A 15,773-nucleotide genomic window follows, 5' to 3' on the forward strand; every position below is an offset into this window, starting at 1 on the left:
TGATCAATTGTTACTTTTTGAATATTTGATACCCCTTAAAGCCAGCATAAACCTCAATTGTAGACACTCTTAAGATTGTGTACGTAGGGATGGCTGCTATCATTCCGGGGATACCTGCAATTGTTGCGCCGGCAAAGATAATAACAAATATTTCTAATGGATGGGCTTTTACGCTTTTTGAGAAAATGAGGGGCTGCAACAATATGTTGTCGGCAGCTTGCACAATACCAAACACAGACAGAATCTTCACTACAACAATCAAAAGATCCTGAGAGAGGCTAATATCTCCATTAGTTGAAATGCCCACGACTATACCAAAACTGGCGCCAAGCATTGGCCCGAGGTAGGGAATAAGGTTCGCTACTGCTGCGAATACTGCTATTGTTAAAGCATATTTCACACCCAGTATTGACAAGCCCAAAGACGCAATGCTGAAGATAGAGGCCATCTGGAAAAGCAGCCCAATCAAATAGTTGCTCAGAAGTTTTTCAATCTTAAACATCGCTGCTATAAACACCTCAAAATATTGGTTAGGTATCAGCGCAATGATTTGCCTTCTTAAAATCCCGTTCTCCAGCAAAAGAAAGAAGGTAATGAACGATACAGCCAGGAAACCAACCAAAAGCCCCCCGGTCACCGATATCAGGTTATTCAACAGGAGCGTAAAGTCAACCTCCGAGAGCAATCCAAAAAGACTCTCTCTGATCGACTCAAAAAGAAAGCCCTCCTCCTGAATTGTCAGCTTGTTCTCAATAAGAAATTGTTCTATACTATTAAAAGGCTGACTGACTGATGTAAGTACGGAGTCGTAGCTTATTTGCGAAAGCACCTTCACCTGTTCGCTGAAAAGCGGGATAAACAGCATCACAAAGAGCGTTACCACCACGATAACTATAGAAAATGAGAAAATGATGGCAATTGGCCTTGGAATTCTGTTGTTGAGAACGTGGATCTGATGAATGGTATTGGTTAGTGGCCTGAGCAAAGTGGCTAATACCAATGAGAAGATCAGATAAATAAATATGTTGGAGAAGTACCAGCTAATAAACACCAGAAAAACCAGCATCAAAAGCAGGTAGAGCAGCATTCGTCTAACCATGTGCCTAAAGTAAAAAAAGAAAGCCCTTGTATACCAAGGGCTCGCAAAATATTGTTTGAAGAATCAGATCAATCCCACTTCAACTCTGTATCATCTTCAGAAACATCTTCGTCGCCCCCGGCCTCCATTTTCACCTCGAACTGTGAAAAATCAACGCCAGGCAGAAGTTCCGTTTTTACGTGATTAACTGAGTCATTCAACGCATCAATAAACTTATCGAAGTCTTCCTTGTACAGAAATATCTTGTGCTTTTCGTAGAAAAACCCATCCTCCTTAAATTTCCTTTTACTTTCTGTAATAGTCAGGTAATAGTCGTTGGATTTTGTGGCTTTGATGTCGAAGAAATAGGTTCGCTTACCTGCCCTTACTTTCTCAGAATACACTTCACCTCTGCTTTTATCCTTATTCTCTTCCACTTGATTCCGGTTTAGGTTTGGTCAAAAATAAAAGTTTATCGGAAATACCCGATTATTTGTTGAATACAATCGTTCAAAATAGAAAATACGCAAAACACTCACCAGGATCATTCAGCCTCTTTGCAATAATGGGAATGAGTAACCCAAACAATATTTGTTGGTTATCCGAAAAATAACAAGTTAATTCATGACAATCAATAATTAGAGACATTCACTTAGTCAATGTTATTAATTAATTCAAATGAAGGTTGATTTCAGCAAGGTAAAGGAATATGGGGGGCTAGAATTTTTAGCCAGGCAAATGGTGGAAGGATTCATCACTGGAATGCACAAATCACCCTACCACGGCTTCTCAGTTGAGTTTGCTGAGCACCGACTGTATAATACTGGAGAAAGCACCCGACATATCGACTGGAAGGTGTTCGCCAGAACGGACAGGATATACACCAAGCGTTTTGAAGAAGAGACCAACCTGCGCTGCTACATCGTGTTGGATCATTCCTCGTCCATGTATTATCCCGAAAAAACACACGGCAAAATTAAGTTTTCCGCTCTGGCTGCGGCGGCTTTGGCTTATTTGCTGCACAAACAACGTGATGCCGTCGGTCTTTTCACCTTTGCAGAAGAAATTGAGCTTCAAACACAGGTAAAATCTACGTCCAGCCATATCCAAAAGCTTTTCATTTTGCTCAATGACCTGCTGGAAAGCACTCCTACTCTCAAAAAAACCAACGTTGCTGAAGTGCTGCATCAGGTGGCAGAAAAAATCCATAAACGTTCACTCGTGATCATTTTTAGTGACATGTTTCAAAACTACGCTGACCACGAGCAAATATTTTCAGCATTGCAACATCTGAAACACAATCGCCACGAAGTGTTGATGTTTCATGTTACCGACAAGTCAACTGAAATTGATTTCTCTTTCGAGGATCGGCCCTATGAGTTTATGGACCTGGAAGGTGGTGAAAAAATCAAGCTGACGCCATCACAGGTAAAAGAGTCGTACCATAAGGCCGTGGCAGAGTTTGCCAGCACCCTCAAGCTAAGATGCGGTCAGCTAAAAATAGACCTGGTTGAAGCCGACATTCAGGATGATATCAACAAAATATTAACGGGCTACCTTATCAAAAGGACAAAGCTTAATTAAAACGGTTCGAAACAACATAAAAAAAGCGGCAAAAGCCGCTTTCATTCCTATATATTCGAATGCTATTCGTCGTGTAGCCAGGTCTTCTTGGTGGTGAGTTCTTCCACTGTTTCTCTGTAGTCAGGATCGTCCACACAACAGTCTACAGGACATACCGCTGCGCATTGAGGTTCTTCGTGAAACCCGGTGCACTCCGTACACTTTTGAGACACTATATAATAGAACTCATCAGAAAATGGCTGTTGAGCCTCATTGCCGTCTACCACGGTTCCATCTTCAAGCTCAACCTGAGTGAGTTTGGTTCCACCAGCCCAAGTCCACTCCACACCGCCCTCATAGATAGCAGTATTGGGGCATTCTGGCTCGCATGCACCACAGTTGATACACTCATCGGTGATCATTATTGCCATATTGATACTTAATTTTTGATTCTACAATTACCTTTACCAAACAAAAGTAGAAATGGAATGTTTGAGTTCCAATTTATTTTTGCTTTGCAAAATAAACGAAAATGAAGTTAGAGGAAAGAATAAATGCAATAGCCGCTCTTGGCGACTACTTAAAAGAGCTGGACGAGACATCGAAAAACGACCTGTTTCTGCGTGCTGCCAACGAGAACCCTTGGTTCACGCAAGAGAGCCTTCACCTGGCCTGGCAAGGCATCCTCAATTTTCTAACAAAGGAAAAACTAACCCAGTGGACGTCTTCCTATTCATTTGCGGAAAACAAGCAAAAAAAAGTGGGGCTCGTAATGGCGGGCAACATTCCCATGGTGGGCTTTCACGATCTTCTCTCCGTTATCGTTGCCGGGCACAAGGCGTTGGTAAAAACCAGCTCACAGGACAGTGCCCTCATTCAGTTTATTATTAATTCGCTTAACGAGATACAACCAGAACTGGGTGGGCGAGTAGCTGTGGTAGACAGGCTCAACGACATGGAAGCCGTTATAGCCACCGGTAGCGACAATTCGTCCCGCTATTTCGACTACTACTTTTCCAAGGTACCCAACATTATCAGAAAAAACAGAAGCTCTTGTGCGATCATTTCAGGTGAAGAATCTCCGGAGGAGTTGCTGGCACTTGGCGACGATCTGTTCAGCTATTTTGGCCTTGGTTGCAGAAATGTATCGAAGCTTTATGTACCCAAAAGCTATGCATTGCCCACCCTGCTCGACGCCATTCAGCCTTTCAATCAGCTACTGGAACACCATAAGTACCGAAACAACTACGATTACCACAAGTCCATTATGCTCGTGAATGGAGAACCCCACCTTGACTCTGGATTCTCCCTTTTCCGGGAAAGTACTGACCTTGTTTCTCCGGTCTCGGTGGTGTATTACGAATTCTATGAAGACGAAGCTGCCTTGTCACAAAAACTAGTGGCTAATGAGCAAAAGATTCAGGCAATCGCTTCACGAAGAGGTCAGTATCCCAGGTCGCTTCCTTTCGGAACACTTCAAAAACCTGAGCTGTGGGACTATGCCGACGGCGTAGATACGCTTAAGTTTCTTTCCGGGTTATAACGAGCTAGACAATGGGGGCACAAGAGTGAACTTTTATCCGGAACTACTACTTGTGATAAAAGGAAAGAGCAATAATTTTTATAAATCGTGCCATTGCCCATAGTTCCGTTTCTTTTACACACTAATTCAATTAAATTTGATTTTTAAGATATAAACCACAGAAAAATGAGTAAAGATTTCTTTGGAATAGAGAAAGAGCTAAAAACACCTCTAGGCACACACAAATATTATAATTTGAGGGACTTGAGCAAGAAGGACGCTAGAGTGGCGAAACTGCCTTACTCTATCCGTATTTTGCTTGAAAATGCCATCCGTAACTACGACGCATTTGCTGTTACAGAGCAGCACCTTGAAACGCTTCTGAATTGGAAACAAACTCAGGGCAAAAAGGAAATTCCTTATACACCTGCGAGAGTATTAATGCAGGACTTCACCGGCGTTCCGGCTGTAGTCGATATTGCATCTATCAGAGCGGAAGTAGCCCGCAAAGGCAAAGACATTAGTAAAACCAACCCGCTTGTGCCAGCCGCTATGGTCATTGACCACTCAGTAATGGTAGAATATTTTGGCACACAACTGTCCTACGGCAAGAACGTAGACCTGGAGTACTCAAGAAACTCCGAAAGATATAAGCTCCTTAAGTGGAGCCAAAAAGCCTTCGATAACTTCACCGTTGTACCTCCCGGGATGGGCATTTGCCATCAGGTGAACCTGGAGTATCTGGCAAGTGGTGTGATAGAAAGAGACGGCTATCTTTTCCCCGACACACTGGTAGGCACCGACTCCCATACACCAATGGTGAACGGTATTGGCGTACTTGGTTGGGGTGTGGGTGGTATTGAGGCTGAAGCTGCCATGCTTGGCCAGCCAATTTACATGACCCTTCCTGAAGTAATCGGCTTGAAGATCAGCGGCAAAATGAAGGAAGGCATCACTGCAACAGACCTTGTGCTGACAGTGACTCGCTTGCTTCGTGACTATGGGGTAGTGGAAAAAATCGTTGAGGTATTCGGCCCAGGTCTTGCCAACCTTACTGTCCCCGACAGGGCTACTATCTCCAATATGTCTCCTGAGTTCGGCTGTACGGATACGCACTGGCCGGTAGACGACCAGACATTGGCGTACCTGACCAGAACCAACAGGCCTGCCAACCATGTGAGCATGGTGGAAGCCTATTGCAAAGAAAACATGCTTTGGAGAGATAACTCCGAGCAAATTGAATACACCGACGTAATCGAGCTGGATCTTGGCAGCATCGAGCCAACTATCTCTGGCCCGAAACGTCCTCAGGATAAGATATTCCTGAAAGAAGCAAAAGAAAAGGTTATTGGTGTGCTCAAAGACGTTCACAAGCGTGACTACGTGGCACCGGATCTTCGAAATGGAAGCTCATGGCTTTCTGATGGAGGGGCTGTAGCCACTGAAACTAAAACCGGTACCGGACTTCGCTCGGTAAAGATGAAATCTGGCTCAATGACTTACGAGCTCAGCGACGCTTCAGTAGTTATTGCAGCCATTACTTCTTGTACCAACACTTCGAACCCAAGCGTAATGATTGGGGCCGGGCTTGTAGCTCAGAAGGCGGTAGAAAAAGGCCTGGACGTTAAGCCATGGGTAAAAACCTCCCTTGCCCCCGGCTCAAGGGTTGTAACGGAATACCTGAAAAAAGCGGAGCTACTCCCCTATCTGGAAGCCCTCAAGTTTCACGTAGTAGGTTACGGCTGCACCACTTGTATTGGTAACTCAGGCGATATGCCTCCTGCTATCCAAAAGGCCGTGATCGACAATGACCTGGTGGTAGCTTCAGTGCTTTCCGGCAACAGAAACTTTGAAGCCCGCATCCACCCGAACATCAAAATGAACTTCCTGGCATCACCCATGCTGGTCGTTGCATTTGCCATTGCTGGACGAGTCGATTTTGACATGAACAACGAACCACTGGGGCTTGACCCGAATGGTGAGCCTGTTTTCCTGAAGGACATTTGGCCGTCTCAGGCTGAGATCAATGAGATGATGGAAAAAGTGGTTACTCCTGAGGACTACAAGAAAACCTATGACACCGTATTTGACGGTGACGAGGCCTGGCAAAAACTGGATGCGCCCACAGGCAATCTTTACAAGTGGGACGAGACGTCGACATATATTCAGGAAGCGCCTTTCTTCAAAAACATTTCGGCAGATGTGCCTGAGCCAACCAATATCAAAGGTGCCAAGGTGTTGCTTCAACTGGGCGACATGGTCACGACTGACCACATCTCTCCTGCTGGTAAATTTCAGCCGGAGCACCCTGCTGGCCAATATCTTGTCAACAATGGTGTTGAGAAGCCTGATTTTAACTCTTACGGCTCACGTCGTGGCAACCATGAGGTGATGATGCGGGGAACTTTTGCCAACGTCAGAATCAAAAATAAACTAGCCAGCAAAGAAGGTGGATGGACAAAATACCATCCAACCGGCGAGGAAATGTACGTGTTTGATGCCTCCATGAAATATCAGGAAACAGGTACGCCGTTGGTGGTGATCGGTGGTAAGGAATATGGATCAGGATCCTCCAGAGACTGGGCTGCAAAAGGAACGACCTTACTTGGCGTAAAAGCGGTTATCGTGGAAAGCTTCGAGCGTATCCACCGGTCGAACCTCGTTGGAATGGGCGTTCTTCCTTTGGTATTTGCCAACGGGCAAACGCAAGACACCCTGGGGCTGAAAGGAGATGAGTCTTACGACATCCTTGGCCTTGAAAAGGATTTGACTCCCAACAAGGTGGTGGACGTAGTAGCAACGAGGCCGGATGGTTCGAAGATAGAGTTTAAAGCAGAACTAAGACTGGACTCTAATGTCGATATCGCCTATTGGAAAAATGGTGGTATTTTGAACTATGTACTAAGAAATTTCCTTAGGGATTAAGGATTACGAATTTCAACATTAGTTTTAGCATGAAGCCGGGCTTATAGTCCGGCTTTTTGTTTTTGCGTCGGGCGGTTTTCCTCCATCAACCTGGCCAACTCATGATCGTGGGGGTTTGCGCTTTTTTTTAGTTGCTCAATGATATTGGCATGATCCTTCTCATTCCTGTTTTGGCTCAGCTTGTAGGCAGCTTCCACGTTTTCTATTTTTATTCTGAAGCCTTTGATTCCCCGCAACTCCTTCTCCCTATAGTCCGCAGTCATATCTTCATATTTACGTCCTCCCGGGATGTTCGATTCGTAACTATCCATCAGTTCCTTCACATGCTCCTCCAACTCTGGCCCGGAAAGCAGTGCGGCTGATCCGTAGATATGAACGGCCTGGTAGTTCCAGGTGGGCACATTCTGCTTTTCATACCAGGACGGCGAAATATATCCATGGCTCCCCTGAAAAATGACAAGGACCTGATCCGCTTTTTCAAGCACTGACGTTAGCTCATTAGCAATGGAAAGGTGGCCTGTCAAAAAATAACTGCCGTCCCTTTCCTCAAGCCAAAATGGTATATGGCTTGCTAGTGGTATATTTGATTGGCTTGCTATGAGAATCCCGAACGGGTTCGATTTGATGAAGTCTAAGACTTTATCAGCATCAGTCATTTGAAAATAAGGAGCTACATACATATCGCATACTTGATTAATGATGCAAACTAATACGTATGTTACAATTTCTTGACTATTTCTTAACAGGATTTCACACCGTTTTTGTGCTGTTTGTGCTGTTTGGTTGGATACCTGAAGCAACACGGAAAGCTCATTTGATAGCATTGGCGCTCACTATTGCAGCATGGCTACTCCTTGGAATTTGGTATGGGATAGGCTATTGCCCGCTCACCGACTGGCACTGGGACATTAAAAAAGAACTCGGGGAAAAACATCTACCCAACTCATTTACCAAGTACATTTTCGATCAGGCAACCGGGCTAAGTGCCAATAAACGCATTGTTGACATTTTTACTGCCGCCGGACTTGTGTTTGGAATCGTTATGGCTGGTGTTAAGTTTTCCCAAAAAAGAAGGATCGAACGTTTGAAACAAAAAAGGGAAGGCTAACGCCTTCCCAAAAAAATTCTTTACCCAGCTAAAAAAGTATGGAGTAAATGTAATTAATTCTTTCTTAAATGCAAAAAGCTTCTATTTTTTCAGCTTGTCTCCCATCTTCACAGTTAACCCGATCCCGAAAAGTTGTTTGAACTGTACCCTTGGGCCGACCCCTGTTTGCACACCTGCTTCGTCGAATTGAGCGATTTTTATGTCATCATCATAAATAAGCTGAGTAATAAAGCTTGTGCTTAGCCACTCGTTTACCTTCAGGATGATGATATTTTCCCAGTTCACATCGATGTTTTGCGGATTGTTCAAGTAGTTGGAGAACATTTCCAGCCTCGATTCAATGTTGACATTGGAAACAACCTCTTTTTTGTAGTTCACCTTCAAAAAACTACCAAGTTCAGCCCTCGCTTTCTTTCCAGCAGTTAACACTGTCACGCCGTCAGTATCAAAAACAGCTCCCTCAACACCAAAGGCGCCTGCATTGGCCAATCTTTCGTCGTTCACAAAGGTGAACTTTCCCGTAACAGGTGCAAAATTGACTGAGAAACTGGGATTTACCTTAATATCAACACCAGTAGCTACCAAAGCGTAGCCTGGAGCCATAAACTTTGAAATATACTCTTCATCTCCAGGGGCGGAAAATCCTGGCGCAAATTGAGTTCTAAAATCAATCAATGAAGAGAAGTACAGCCTGCCGTCTTTTGCCTGCGACATCTTTCTACCAAACTTACTTACAATGTTTATTTTGTCATTTGTCTTTTGAAAATCGGCGTCGCCTTGTTTGATAAGCCCATAGCCCAATTCAAGATAGTTCTCCCAGGAATTTCTATCCTTAGTATAGTTGGCAAAAGTGGTCATGTAGCCACCAAGAGAAATAGAATTCTGGCCGCCAGCAGCCCAGTTAGTAAGACTTACCTGAGTAAAAGAAGCAGTTCCAAGGAATCCCTTCTTCCAGTATGTGGTGTCTGTTGGCGCTGCATCTTGTGCCATACCAGAGCCCAAAACCGCAAATAACAATAACATTAGAAATAGACTTTTCTTCATCACAAATTTTTGAAATATAGTTTAACAGTTCAGCTATAAAATGCTCTGGGCTGGAAGAAAAAGCGTCAAATATGGGTATATTATTTATAAGAATTCACTTTCTCATCATTTTCTTTTAAAATTCTCCTCAAAATTTTGCCAACATTAGACTTGGGAAGTTCTTTCACAAACTCTACGTGCTTCGGCACTTTGTAGCCCGTCAAGCTCTCTCTGCAAAAGCTTACGAGTTCTTCTGCGGTAAGGCTTTGATCCTTTTTCACTACAAAGATTTTCACAGCCTCGTTTGACTTCGGGTCAGGCACTCCTATAGCGCCTACCTCAAGCACCTTAGGGTTGCTGGCTACCGTATCTTCAATTTCATTCGGATAGACATTGAAGCCGGAAACAAGAATCATTTCTTTCTTCCGGTCAACAATTTTCACAAAACCATCCTTGTCGATAATCCCTATGTCGCCGGTTTTGAACCAACCGTCAACAAACACTTTCGCCGTTTCATCCGGCCTCTCCCAATAGCCACTCATCACCTGAGGGCCTTTGGCACATATTTCTCCAGGCTGGCCAACTGGCACTTCCTTTCCATCGTCATCCAGCAATATGATTTCGGTGCTCGGTACAGGCAAACCAATAAATCCATTTCTATGAGTGCCATCCAGTGGGTTGCAGGCAAGTACCGGAGAGGTTTCACTCAATCCATATCCTTCTACCAGAGGGCAACCAGTCACTTCCCTCCATCTTTCAGCCACTGCCTTCTGCACGGCCATGCCACCGCCAATCGCTCCCTTAAGCTTACTAAAGTCCAGCGTTTTGAAACTCTCCTGATTAAGCAAGCCGTTGAACAGTGTATTAACGCCAGTAATAATGCTAAACGGGTTCTTTTTCATGTCGGCACAAAAAGCCTTCATGTCTCTCGGGTTTGTTACGAGCACATTTTTTGCTCCCACATGAAACATCAGCAGGCCATTTACTGCAAGCGCAAAAATGTGATAAAGAGGCAACGCAGTAATGACCACCACCTCCTCACCTTCTACGAAAATTGGCTGAAACCACTGCGTCGTTTGCAAGGTATGCGCAACCATGTTACGATGCGAAAGCGTGGCACCCTTAGACACACCTGTGGTACCTCCTGTGTATTGCAGAAACGCCACGTCCTCTCCCTTGATCTCCGGCTTATCAAATTGTAGACTGGCACCTTCCTTCATGACTTGCTTTAAACTAACCGCACCAGGAATACGAAACGGCGGGACCATCTTCTTTATACGCTTCACCACGAAGTTTACTATGGGGCCTTTGAGACCTTTCAAGAAGTCACCCAACTCAGTAACAATGACATGTTTTATATCAGTGTTGGCTATTATTTTTTCCAGGTTGAACGCAAAATTGGCAACAATCACAATAGCCTTGGCGCCCGAGTCCTTGAATTGGTGCTCCATTTCCTTATGTGTGTACAAGGGATTGGTGTTAACTACCACCAGACCAGCCTTGATGGCTCCAAACATGACGATGGGGTACTGCAGGCAGTTTGGCATTTGGATAGCTATGCGGTCTCCCTTTTTCAGGCCCAGTTTTTTCTGCAGATAGGCAGCAAACTGTGTGGACTTCTCATCCACCTCCCTGTAGGTAAAGCCTTTGTCCATATTGAGAAACGCAGTCTGATCTGCATATTTCTTCATGGACTCAGCAAGCATTTCAACTAATGACGTATACTCATCGGGGTTAATTTCTTTGGCAACACCAGCGGGGTAGTGCTTGAACCAGGGATAATCTTTCATAGTTCTAATATCGTTTAAGTAGAGTTGCCAATATGACTATCGCTAGGGCATATTGTTTACTCATCCGATATAAGCTATTAACGGCAAAAAATCAAATGATTAAGTATTGTTGCACGAAGCCTGTGGCGTGAAAGTCAATAATTGAAAATAAAAAAAACCGGTAGAACGAAATTCATACCGGTTTCCAAATAAACAACATTAACCCAAAAATGATGGCTGTAGGAGAAGGATTCGAACCTCCACGGAGCAGTTAGGTCCACACGAGCTCTATGTGGACTTTATTCCTTATCCCCACCCCCGAGACAGGAGGGCATGGCTGCCAATTTCATCACCCTACATTGTGATCTGCAAGTCAATTCATCTAATTGACTGCAACAAAATTAACAAGAGTTTGATTTTATTAAAATATTTTTAATAAATTTGATAAAAAAATGTACAACACATAATTTCGAACCTCTCATAATAGTAGATTATTAAATCAGGGTAGTTAAAATGAGTAAAAATTACGAAATTGATAATGTAGACTTGAAGATTCTGAACCTTTTGATGGAAGATGCCAAGATTCCATACACTGAAATTGCCAAAAAGGTGTTCGTTTCGGGGGGTACAGTTCACGTGAGAATGAAAAAACTTGAAGAAATGGGCGTTGTTCAGGGCACCACTCTCAAGTTAGACTATTCCAAACTAGGGTACGATATTACGTGCTTTATCGGTATTTACCTTCAAAAAAGCTCTCTATATGATGAGGTCGTTGAGCGCTTGAGGGAAATTCCCGAAATTGTAACCGTCAACTACACCACCGGTAACTATAGTATCTTCGTCAAGCTTCACTGCAGAGACACCAAACATCTGAGAGAAGTGCTTCATGACAAGATTCAAAAGGTGGAAGGAATTGAAAGGACGGAAACCCTGATTAGCCTCGAAGAAAGCCTGAGCCGCCATATCAGTTTTTAGTACCCATTTCGGAAACTATTTAGCCCGATAAAGGTTTTACTATGAGTGCCATAGTTTTGAAACCTTTATCGGGTTTAATTTTCATACCCCTTTTGCGAAAAAAATGACTCCTCAAGTCTTGGGGTAGTAATTTATGTTGTACATTTGCTTTAATTATAATCAGTCTAAATAAGTAGAGGATGAGTAAGGACAACCAAATACTGGAAGAGCTCACCAAATCAGATTATAAATACGGATTTCACTCCGATATTGAAACTGAGTCGGCACCCAAAGGTCTTAATGAAGATATTGTCAGGTTTATTTCTGCAAAAAAGGAAGAGCCTGAGTGGATGCTGGAATGGAGACTTTCAGCTTACCGTCACTGGTTGACTTTGAAAGAGCCAACCTGGCAAAATGTCACTTTCCCGGAAATTAACTATCAGGACATCATTTTTTATGCTGCTCCCAAGCAAAAGATATCGCCTAAGAGCCTCGACGAAGTAGATCCTGAGCTGAGGGCTACCTTTGAGAAGCTTGGCATTTCGTTTGACGAACAAAAAAGACTTACAGGTGTGGCGGTCGACGCCGTGCTGGACAGCGTTTCCGTAGCTACTACTTTCAAGAGTAAACTTGGCGAACTGGGCATTATCTTTTGTTCTTTCTCAGAAGCGGTGAGAGAACACCCCGAACTAGTTAAAAAGTATATCGGGTCAGTAGTACCTGTCAACGATAACTATTTCTCCGCTCTTAACTCTGCGGTATTTTCGGATGGTTCTTTTTGCTACATACCTAAAGGTGTGCGTTGCCCAATGGAGCTTTCCACCTATTTCCGGATCAATGCCATGAACACAGGGCAGTTTGAACGGACGCTGATTGTGGCTGAAGAAGGATCCTATGTAAGCTACCTGGAAGGCTGCACCGCTCCTATGAGGGACGAAAATCAGCTTCATGCGGCTGTTGTTGAGATTTTTGCAGCCAAAGATGCTGAAGTGAAGTACTCGACTGTGCAAAACTGGTACCCGGGAAGCAAAGAAGGCAAAGGCGGCATTTACAACTTTGTTACCAAGCGTGGCCTTTGCTCTGGCGACGGTTCTAAAATATCGTGGACACAGGTAGAAACCGGGTCGGCAGTGACCTGGAAGTACCCTAGCTGTATCCTGAAAGGCGACAATTCCATTGGAGAGTTCTATTCAGTGGCTGTTACCAATAACTATCAGCAGGCTGACACTGGCACCAAAATGATCCATATTGGTAAAAATACCCGTTCCAGGATCGTTTCGAAGGGTATTTCTGCGGGCAAAAGCCAAAACAGCTACCGTGGACAGGTGAAGGTAATGAAACGTGCCGAAGGTGCGAGAAATTACTCTCAATGTGACTCACTGCTACTTGGCGACAAATGCGGAGCACATACCTTCCCATATATCGACGTGGAGAATCCACTGGCAATTGTAGAGCACGAAGCTACGACGTCGAAAATCGGAGAAGATCAGATTTTCTACTGCAACCAGAGAGGAATAGCCACAGAGGATGCAGTGGCGCTTATCGTAAATGGTTTCGCCAAAGAGGTGATGAATCAACTGCCTATGGAGTTTGCTGTTGAGGCTCAGAAACTTCTGGCTATATCCCTCGAAGGCAGCGTGGGCTAAGCAGAAACTCAGCAGACGAAAATTATGTTTTTATACGCCTGAAAATAAGGTCAGGCAAAAGTGAAAAAGAAAAGTAATTGACAATGTTAAAGATAAAGAACCTTAAAGCTTCGGTAGAAGGAAAGATGATCCTCAACGGAATTAACCTGGAAGTAAAGCCAGGAGAAGTTCACGCTATTATGGGTCCGAATGGTTCAGGAAAAAGTACGCTGGCTTCTGTTTTGGCCGGTCGGGAAGACTATCAAATTGAAGGTGGAGAAGTAGAATATATTGGCAAAGATCTTTTGGATCTTTCTCCTGAGGAAAGAGCCAGGGAAGGTGTTTTTCTTGCCTTCCAGTATCCCGTAGAAATACCCGGTGTAAGCACGACCAATTTTCTGAAAGCCGCTCTTAATCAAGTAAGAGAGCATCACGGCAAACCAGCACTCGACGCTGTTTCGTTTCTTAAATTGATGAAAGAAAAAATGGCACTGGTGGAGATCGACCAGGCGTTGCTTAGCAGGTCGTTGAACGAAGGCTTTTCTGGTGGAGAAAAGAAAAGAAATGAGATTTTCCAAATGGCGATGCTTGAACCGAAGTTGGCCATTCTGGACGAAACGGATAGCGGGCTTGACATTGATGCTTTGAGAATTGTGGCCAATGGCGTCAACAAACTCAAGACAAGAGACAACGCCACTATTCTGATTACGCACTATCAGAGGCTGCTCGACTACATAGTGCCTGATTTTGTGCACGTTCTTTACAAGGGGCGCATTATCAAGTCAGGAGACAAGAGCCTGGCCTTACAACTCGAAGAAAAAGGGTACGACTGGATCAAAGAAGAAGCTGACACAGTTTCTGCTTAGTTCTTTTAACCTGAAAATTCGTAAGTAATGACAACCCCAAACGAATACATTAACACCGTCGGCAAGGCATTTGAAAAATTTGAGGCCAGCTTAAATGGCAGCAAATCAACTTTCCTGCACGAGCTAAGAAAAGAGTCCCTGGCCGCTATTCTCAAATCGGGACTACCCGGGCCAAAGCATGAAGAGTATCGCTACACCAACTTTGGCAAGGCACTTGAAAAGAGCATAGCTTACGAGGGCATCGTAGCCGAAACTGCCGCTGCCAGCGCCCCCACCCCTCTTGACAGTTTTGAGGGCTATAAGCTTTACTTCGTCAATGGTAAGCTGGATGCTTCCCGTTCAGATTTGGGAGATTTAAGTGAAAAAGTTACTGTTACCTCTCTTGCATCGGCTGTTAAAGAACAAGGCGATTTGAAAGAATACCTGGGCAGCATTGTTAAATCGTGGCCGGATGCTTTTTCGCACCTCAACACGGCATTTGCGAAAGAAGGTGTTTTTATTCGAGTCAAGAAAAACACCATTCTGGATAAGCCGCTGTATATCATCCATTCAAATGACACGTCGGCTACTGAGGTGCTTGCACATTACAGAAACCTGGCAATTGTAGAAGAGGGGTCTCAACTAAAGGTGATAGAGGCTAATTTCTCCACCGGAGCAAATACTTCATATACTAATACCGTTTTGGAGATTTTCTGCAAAAAAAATGCCTCCGTAGAATGGAGTAAACTGCAGCTCGAAAACGAAACTGCGCTGCGGATTGACAATTCGCTGGTATATCAGGAAAGAGATTCCAAGTGCACAATCAATACCATCACGCTAAGTGGGCAGATGGTGAGAAACAACCTCTACATTGCCCTGGATGACGAGAACACCGAGGCACATATGTATGGGTTGTACCTGATTGATGGAAAAACGCATGTAGACAACCATACGTCTGTAGACCATAGAAAGCCTAATTCATTCTCCAATGAATTGTACAAAGGCATCATGGATGATCAGTCGCACGGGGTTTTTAACGGAAAGATATTTGTCCGTCAGGATGCGCAAAAAACCAATGCCTTTCAGCAGAACAATAACATTCTGCTAAGCCCCAATGCTGTGATCAACACCAAGCCTCAGCTCGAAATATGGGCTGATGACGTGAAATGTTCGCACGGTTGCACCACAGGCCAGCTGGATAACGAACAGTTGTTCTACCTGCGAGCCCGTGGAATTTCAGAAGACAAGGCAAGAGCCATGCTTCTGCACGCATTTGCAGGCGACGTGATAGCGAACATATCCGTGGGGCCTGTCAAAGAATACCTCGAGCAGTTAATTACCGATAAAATAGAAAACTAGCC

At 44.2% G+C, this 15,773-nt stretch carries 14 protein-coding genes and 1 tRNA gene; 8 read left to right on the forward strand and 7 right to left on the reverse strand.

Translation table 11 applies throughout. The features are described from left to right. Nucleotides 1-10: 10 nt before the first annotated feature. The gene (locus tag GC130_RS06035) at nucleotides 11-1,099 is read right to left on the reverse strand and encodes an AI-2E family transporter (RefSeq protein ID WP_151997380.1); all 1,089 of its coding nucleotides are present in this window, start codon (nucleotides 1,097-1,099) and stop codon (nucleotides 11-13) included. Nucleotides 1,100-1,167: 68 nt separating this feature from the next. Next, complete coding sequence (locus GC130_RS06040; RefSeq protein WP_151997381.1) at nucleotides 1,168-1,515, reverse strand: DUF3276 family protein; 348 nt, start codon at nucleotides 1,513-1,515, stop codon at nucleotides 1,168-1,170. A 241-nt stretch (nucleotides 1,516-1,756) separates the two neighbouring features. Here GC130_RS06040 and GC130_RS06045 point away from each other — a divergent pair, with 241 nt between their 5' ends. After that, entirely contained in the window at nucleotides 1,757-2,662 is a 906-nt protein-coding gene (locus GC130_RS06045; protein WP_193217778.1) for a DUF58 domain-containing protein, read from the forward strand. A gap of 62 nt (nucleotides 2,663-2,724) precedes the next feature. Here GC130_RS06045 and GC130_RS06050 read toward each other — a convergent pair whose 3' ends face one another. Continuing rightward, nucleotides 2,725-3,072 (reverse strand): 4Fe-4S binding protein, encoded by a 348-nt coding sequence (locus GC130_RS06050; RefSeq protein WP_151997383.1) that lies wholly within the window; start codon nucleotides 3,070-3,072, stop codon nucleotides 2,725-2,727. Nucleotides 3,073-3,173: 101 nt separating this feature from the next. Between GC130_RS06050 and GC130_RS06055 the strand changes: the two genes are divergently transcribed. Together GC130_RS06055 and acnA are read left to right on the forward strand one after the other, a co-directional pair. After that, a complete protein-coding gene (locus GC130_RS06055) occupies nucleotides 3,174-4,184 on the forward strand; it encodes an acyl-CoA reductase (protein WP_151997384.1) in 1,011 nt (336 codons plus the stop codon). Nucleotides 4,185-4,349: 165 nt separating this feature from the next. Continuing rightward, complete coding sequence (acnA, locus tag GC130_RS06060) at nucleotides 4,350-7,088, forward strand: aconitate hydratase AcnA (RefSeq protein ID WP_151997385.1); 2,739 nt, start codon at nucleotides 4,350-4,352, stop codon at nucleotides 7,086-7,088. A gap of 41 nt (nucleotides 7,089-7,129) precedes the next feature. On the opposite strand, the gene GC130_RS06065 is transcribed toward acnA, so the two are convergent. Further along, the gene (locus tag GC130_RS06065; RefSeq protein ID WP_193217779.1) at nucleotides 7,130-7,768 is read right to left on the reverse strand and encodes an FMN-binding negative transcriptional regulator; all 639 of its coding nucleotides are present in this window, start codon (nucleotides 7,766-7,768) and stop codon (nucleotides 7,130-7,132) included. Between the two features lie 35 nt (nucleotides 7,769-7,803). Here GC130_RS06065 and GC130_RS06070 point away from each other — a divergent pair, with 35 nt between their 5' ends. After that, nucleotides 7,804-8,196 carry a DUF2784 domain-containing protein gene (locus GC130_RS06070; RefSeq protein ID WP_151997387.1) on the forward strand — a complete coding sequence of 131 codons (393 nt, stop codon included), beginning with the start codon at nucleotides 7,804-7,806 and terminating at the stop codon, nucleotides 8,194-8,196. Nucleotides 8,197-8,277: 81 nt separating this feature from the next. Here GC130_RS06070 and GC130_RS06075 read toward each other — a convergent pair whose 3' ends face one another. The 3 genes from GC130_RS06075 to GC130_RS06085 all read right to left on the reverse strand — a co-directional run bounded on the left by GC130_RS06075 (nucleotide 8,278) and on the right by GC130_RS06085 (nucleotide 11,347). After that, nucleotides 8,278-9,219, reverse strand: coding sequence for a DUF3078 domain-containing protein (locus tag GC130_RS06075; protein WP_193217780.1), 942 nt, complete (start codon nucleotides 9,217-9,219; stop codon nucleotides 8,278-8,280). Nucleotides 9,220-9,320: 101 nt separating this feature from the next. Then, nucleotides 9,321-11,009, reverse strand: a complete 1,689-nt coding sequence (locus GC130_RS06080; RefSeq protein WP_151997389.1) for an AMP-binding protein — start codon at nucleotides 11,007-11,009, stop codon at nucleotides 9,321-9,323. Between the two features lie 213 nt (nucleotides 11,010-11,222). Next, nucleotides 11,223-11,347: transfer RNA gene (locus GC130_RS06085), tRNA-OTHER, on the reverse strand. Nucleotides 11,348-11,501: 154 nt separating this feature from the next. Here GC130_RS06085 and GC130_RS06090 point away from each other — a divergent pair. From GC130_RS06090 to sufD, 4 genes are all read left to right on the forward strand, one after another. Continuing rightward, nucleotides 11,502-11,963, forward strand: coding sequence for an Lrp/AsnC ligand binding domain-containing protein (locus GC130_RS06090; protein ID WP_151997390.1), 462 nt, complete (start codon nucleotides 11,502-11,504; stop codon nucleotides 11,961-11,963). A 179-nt stretch (nucleotides 11,964-12,142) separates the two neighbouring features. Next, on the forward strand, nucleotides 12,143-13,588 hold the full coding sequence (sufB, locus tag GC130_RS06095) for a Fe-S cluster assembly protein SufB (protein ID WP_151997391.1): 1,446 nt from the start codon (nucleotides 12,143-12,145) through the stop codon (nucleotides 13,586-13,588). Nucleotides 13,589-13,671: 83 nt separating this feature from the next. Next, on the forward strand, nucleotides 13,672-14,433 hold the full coding sequence (gene sufC / locus GC130_RS06100; RefSeq protein ID WP_151997392.1) for a Fe-S cluster assembly ATPase SufC: 762 nt from the start codon (nucleotides 13,672-13,674) through the stop codon (nucleotides 14,431-14,433). 27 nt (nucleotides 14,434-14,460) lie between these two features. After that, nucleotides 14,461-15,771, forward strand: a complete 1,311-nt coding sequence (gene sufD / locus GC130_RS06105) for a Fe-S cluster assembly protein SufD (RefSeq protein WP_151997393.1) — start codon at nucleotides 14,461-14,463, stop codon at nucleotides 15,769-15,771. The last annotated feature ends 2 nt before the right edge of the window (nucleotides 15,772-15,773 follow it).

This window comes from Imperialibacter sp. EC-SDR9, from assembly GCF_902498805.1.
GTDB lineage: Bacteria > Bacteroidota > Bacteroidia > Cytophagales > Cyclobacteriaceae > Imperialibacter.